Below are 4,948 nucleotides of genomic sequence, written 5' to 3' on the forward strand. Positions count from 1 at the left end.
GGCGGGGGTTATCGCGACGCAGCGTCTGGCGAAGCTGGCCAAGAACGTCGCGGCGGAAGCATCCAATTTCCTGATGGGGCGCACCTTCCTCGACATCGACATGGCGCGCGCGGCGGACCTGCTGGGCATGGAGCGGCGTCAGGCGGAGACGATCCGCGACCTGGCACGCGGCACCTTCCTCGCGCTTGGCCCGGCGGTATCACGGCGCCCGATCACGGTGCGGATCGGCGCGGTCGAGACACAGGCGCGCAGCGGCAGCCCCAAGCTGGTGCCGCTGCCCAGCGCCGCGACCGTCGATGTGCAGGCGCTGCTCGATGTCACCCCCGATACCGCGCCGACGCTACCGATGATGTTCGATCCGCGCCCGCGCCGCGTGCCCGAACAGGAGCTGATCGCGGATATCGAAACGCCCGCACCCCCCGGCGTTCCCGCGCCGTCGCTCCCCGATCGTTCGGCGGAAGAGGTGGAGGCGATCTATGCCGATGTGCTGCGCGCGATCGTCGCCGACGCGGACAGCGCAGGGCGCCCGGCAGCGGTGCTGTTCCAGGATTTCCAGGTCCGCTGCCGCATGGCGGGGATCGCGCGCCCCTCGCTTGACCTGCCCGCGTTCAGCCGGCGGCTGTCGTGCGCGCGCGCCGGCATCTTCGATCCGGGGGCGGAGGAATGGGCCGGTGCGCTGGCGCTGGCGCAGGGGCTGCCGGACGACATGCTGGGCGCGTTCCTGCTGGTCGCGCGCGCCGCGCGGGACGGGGAACCCTGCCCGTCGGACGAGGCGATCGCCGCCACCTATGGCACCAGTTCGATCGGCCGGGTGCGCCGGCTGATCGGCTATATCGAAAGCCGCGACCTGTTCGTGCTGCGCACCGATCTGTCGGGCAAGCGGTCGATCACGATTCCGCATCTCGGCTGGACCACCGGCGCGTCGGAAGCGGCCTGAGCGAGCGCCCCCCTAGCCGCGCCCCCTAGCCGCGCCCACGATAGGGCGCGACGCCCTGATCGGGCAGCCACAGCCCCTCGGGCGCGGCGCCCGATTGCCAGAACACGTCGATCGGCATGCCACCGCGCGGATACCAATAGCCGCCGATCCGCAGCCAGCGCGGCCGCATTTCGCGGAACAGCCGCTCGCCAATCCCGACGGTGCAATCCTCGTGAAAGGCGGCATGATTGCGGAAAGCGCCGAGAAACAGCTTCAGCGACTTCGACTCGACGATCGTCGCCGCCGGGGCGTAGTCGATCACCAGGTGCGCGAAATCGGGCTGGCCGGTCACGGGGCATAGCGAGGTGAATTCCGGTTGGGTAAAACGCACCAGATACAGGGCGTCGCCGCGCGGATTGGGTACATAATCGAGCGCGGCTTCCTCCGGCGAGGCGGGAAGCGCGGTGGTCTGTCCAAGGAACCTGGGTGTCATGCCGCGCCACATAAGCGCGTTCGGCCCGAAATGCGACCTGTTCCCCCGGCGTGGCGCGGCTATGAAGGGGGCATGGAACCGCTTGTTTCGACCGCATGGCTTGCCGATCAGCTTGACGCCCGCGATCTGCGCATCGCCGACGCCAGTTATCACGTCCCGCTGCCGGGCGCCGCGCCGCGCGATGCCGCCGCCGAATTCGCCGCCGGCCATCTTCCGGGTGCGATCTTCATGGACCTCGACGGCTTCGCCGATCGCGACAGTCCGCTGCCCTCGACTTTGCCCGGCCCGGCGCAATTCGCCAGCCGCATGAGCAGGCTGGGGCTGGGCGACGGCACCCGGATCGTCCTCTACGACGATGCCGCGCACCATACCGCCGCGCGCGCCTGGGTGATGCTGCGCGCGTTCGGCTTCACCGATGTGGCGATCCTCGACGGCGGACTGGCGAAGTGGAAAGCGGAGGAGCGCCCGCTCGAAACCGGCGCGGGCGAGGCGAAACCGCGCCACGCCACACCGCGCACGCAGGGCAGCGGTATCCTGGACAAGGCCGCGATGCGCACGATCCTGGCCGACGGCAGCGCGCAGATCGTCGACGCGCGTTCCGCCGCGCGCTTCACCGGCGAGGAAGCCGATCCGCGTCCGGGGATCGCCCCCGGCCATATCCCGGGATCGCGCAACCTGCCCTATACCCGGCTGTTCCACCCCGACGGCACCTGGAAATGCGGCGACGAGCTTGCCGCCGCCTTCGCCCAGGCCGGGGTCGACCCGTCGCGGCCGCTGGCGATGACCTGCGGATCGGGGATCACCGCCAGCGTGCTGGCGTTCGGTGCGCATCTGCTCGGTCGCGAAGCCTCGGTCTATGACGGCAGCTGGACCGAATGGGGCGCAGACCCCAGCACCCCCAAGGCGGTCGGCGCGGCATGAGCGGGCCGGAAGACAAGCCGGCCACGCGCGTCGTCGGCGCGGGGCGGCGGCGCGAATGGACGCAGGGGATCGTCAACACCCCGGTGTGGCGCGCCTCGACGATCCTGTATGACGATGTCGCCGACCTGCGCGCCGCAGCGGGGCGCGACACGCATCATCGCCTGTTCTACGGCCGGCGCGGCACGCCGACCCAATGGTCGCTCGCCGACGCGCTGACCGAACTGGAGCCGGGGGCGGAGGGCACCTTCCTCTATCCCAGCGGCGTCGCGGCGATCGCTGCCTGTCTGCTGTCGATCCTGTCGCCGGGGGATGAACTGCTGCTGGTCGACAGTGCCTACGACCCGACACGATCGATGGCGAACGGGCTGTTGCGGCGGATGGGCATCACCACGCGCTATTACGACCCGCTGATCGGCGCGGGGATCGCCGATCTGATCGGCCCTTCCACGCGCGCGATCTTCCTGGAAAGCCCTGGCAGCCTGACGTTCGAGGTGCAGGACATTCCTGCGATCACCGCCGTCGCGCGCGAGCGCGGCGTGATCACCGTGCTCGACAATACCTGGGCGACGCCGCTGCTGCTGCCGGCGATCGCGCTGGGCGTCGATTACAGCGTGCTCGCCTGCACCAAATATGTCGTCGGCCATTCGGACGTCATGATGGGATCGGTCACCGCCGCGCCGGGACGGTTCGCGCGGCTGCGCGACACCAGTTTCCAGCTCGGGCAAGTCGTCAGCCCTGATGACGCCTGGCTGGGCAGCCGGGGGCTGCGCACGATGGCGATCCGGCTGAAACAGCATCAGGACAGCGCGTTGCGGATCGCGCACTGGCTCGAAGCGCAACCCGAAGTGGCGCAGGTGCTGCACCCCGCGCTGCCCTCGCATCCCGGCCATGAACTTTGGCAGCGCGATTTCCACGGCGCCGCGGGCCTTTTCTCGTTCGCGCTCGACGGGGGCGACGAGGCGTCCCGCGCGGCGCTGATCGATACGCTGCGCCTCTTCGGTATCGGGTATAGCTGGGGCGGATATGAAAGCCTGGCGCTGCCGGTCGATCCGCACCGCTATCGCACGGCGACCACGCCCGATTTCCCGGGGCCGCTGGTGCGATTACAGATCGGGCTGGAGGATAGTGACGACCTGATCGCCGATCTGTCGCACGCGCTCGCCGCGTTCCGGCGGGCACGGGGATGACCGCCGTCGCGAACTGGCTCGCCCGCTATGGCATCGCCATGCCGAGCCAAATGGACGTGCTGGAGGCGGCGATCGCGGGCGGGCTGGTGCTGCTCGCCCTGGTGATCGGGGTCACTTCGGGTCGCGTGCTCGGTCCGCGACTGGCGAATTGGTGGAAGGATCATGTCGGCCGCCCCGGCGATGGCCTGCGGCCGCGACTGTGCCTGATCGTGCGGCATGGCAGCGCCGCGCTGTTGCTGTCGATGCTGCTGTCGGCTTACCCATGGTCCCCGCTGGCGGGCGCCCCGATCGGGCTGGCCCTGGGCGCCGCGGCGGCGTTGACGACGCATCAGTTGATGCGCGGCGTCGGCATTCCGCGCTGGGCGTCCTGGGGGGTGGAGGCGATCGTCTTCATCGCGCTGTTCAGCCGTGCGGTCGGCGGCCTGAAGCCGATCACGCAGACGCTCGACGCGGTCGGGGTGACGGTCGGCTCGCGCCGGCTGTCGCTACTGGCGGCGATCACCACGCTGCTGACGATCGTGGTGCTCGTGGCGCTGGTGCGGCTGGTGATCCGCGTGCTCGATCATGTCATCGACCGCGCGCACGCGCTGGATCCCACGCAGCGTATCCTGGCGCAGAAAATCGCCAGCATCGCCGCGGTGGTGCTCGCGTTTTTCTTCGGCATCGATCTGCTCGGAATCGACCTGACCGCATTCGCGGTCTTTTCGGGCGCGTTCGGGCTGGCGATCGGCTTCGGAATGCAGAAGACGATCGGCAACCTGATCGCGGGCATCATCCTCCTCATGGATCGGTCGATCAAGCCCGGGGACGTGATCGTCGTCGGAGAGAGTTTCGGCTGGGTCAACAAGATCGGCGTGCGCGCGGTCTCGGTCGTCACCCGCGACGGCAAGGAGCATCTGATCCCGAACGAGGATCTGATGACGCGCGAGGTGGAGAATTGGTCCTATTCGGATCGCAACGTGCGCGTCCGTATCCCGGTGAGCGTCGCCTATAGTTGCGATCTCAAGCTGGCCCAGTCGCTGATGCTGAAGGCCGCGACCGAAAGCCCGCGCGTCCTGAAAAGTCCCAAGCCGAACGTCTGGTTGACCGCTTATGGCAACGACGGGGTGGAGCATGAGATCCTGGCCTGGATCAGCGATCCCGAAAGCGGTGTGGGCAACGTGCGATCGGACGTGCTGAACCGGTTGTGGTTCATGTTCCGGGATGCGGGCATCGACATCCCATTCGCGCAACAGGACGTGTATATCCGCAGCTGGCCGGACAAGGCGCGGGGGTAGCGCGACGCTGGCCGCCGCGCCCGCACCCGCGCCCGGTGAGATCAGGGCGCGGGTGTGGCAGCCGCCGCCGGGGTTTGCGCCGGCGTCGACGTCGAGGTGCCCGCAGCGGCCCGCGCGCCCTGTCCGTCGCCCTGCGGCGCGGCGACGATGTCGC

At 69.2% G+C, this 4,948-nt stretch carries 4 protein-coding genes and 1 pseudogene; 4 read left to right on the forward strand and 1 reads right to left on the reverse strand.

Annotated features, from left to right (window positions below):
• Positions 1-937 (forward strand): annotated as a pseudogene (locus ACFDSW_RS15335) (ATP-binding protein); the annotation flags it as partial.
• A gap of 25 nt (positions 938-962) precedes the next feature.
• Here the strand turns inward: ACFDSW_RS15335 and queF are convergent.
• Positions 963-1,409 (reverse strand): preQ(1) synthase, encoded by a 447-nt coding sequence (gene queF / locus ACFDSW_RS15340; RefSeq protein ID WP_375251140.1) that lies wholly within the window; start codon positions 1,407-1,409, stop codon positions 963-965.
• Between the two features lie 72 nt (positions 1,410-1,481).
• Between queF and ACFDSW_RS15345 the strand changes: the two genes are divergently transcribed.
• From ACFDSW_RS15345 to ACFDSW_RS15355, 3 genes are read left to right on the forward strand one after another with little or no spacing between them, the layout of a single operon-like run.
• On the forward strand, positions 1,482-2,330 hold the full coding sequence (locus ACFDSW_RS15345; protein ID WP_375251141.1) for a sulfurtransferase: 849 nt from the start codon (positions 1,482-1,484) through the stop codon (positions 2,328-2,330).
• A complete protein-coding gene (gene metC / locus ACFDSW_RS15350; protein WP_375251142.1) occupies positions 2,327-3,517 on the forward strand; it encodes a cystathionine beta-lyase in 1,191 nt (396 codons plus the stop codon). Before ACFDSW_RS15345 ends, metC begins: the two co-directional genes overlap by 4 nt.
• Entirely contained in the window at positions 3,514-4,794 is a 1,281-nt protein-coding gene (locus ACFDSW_RS15355; protein WP_375251143.1) for a mechanosensitive ion channel family protein, read from the forward strand. Before metC ends, ACFDSW_RS15355 begins: the two co-directional genes overlap by 4 nt.
• Positions 4,795-4,948: the final 154 nt, after the last annotated feature.

This window comes from Sphingomonas sp., from assembly GCF_042091075.1.
Taxonomy (GTDB): domain Bacteria; phylum Pseudomonadota; class Alphaproteobacteria; order Sphingomonadales; family Sphingomonadaceae; genus Sphingomonas.

What these genes read in the sequence shown, in the direction of transcription:
- queF (WP_375251140.1), bottom strand. Translation starts at nt 1,409, where the DNA reads ATGACACCCAGGTTCCTTGGACAGACCACCGCGCTTCCCGCCTCGCCG.
- ACFDSW_RS15345 (WP_375251141.1), top strand. Translation starts at nt 1,482, where the DNA reads ATGGAACCGCTTGTTTCGACCGCATGGCTTGCCGATCAGCTTGACGCC.
- metC (WP_375251142.1), top strand. Translation starts at nt 2,327, where the DNA reads ATGAGCGGGCCGGAAGACAAGCCGGCCACGCGCGTCGTCGGCGCGGGG.
- ACFDSW_RS15355 (WP_375251143.1), top strand. Translation starts at nt 3,514, where the DNA reads ATGACCGCCGTCGCGAACTGGCTCGCCCGCTATGGCATCGCCATGCCG.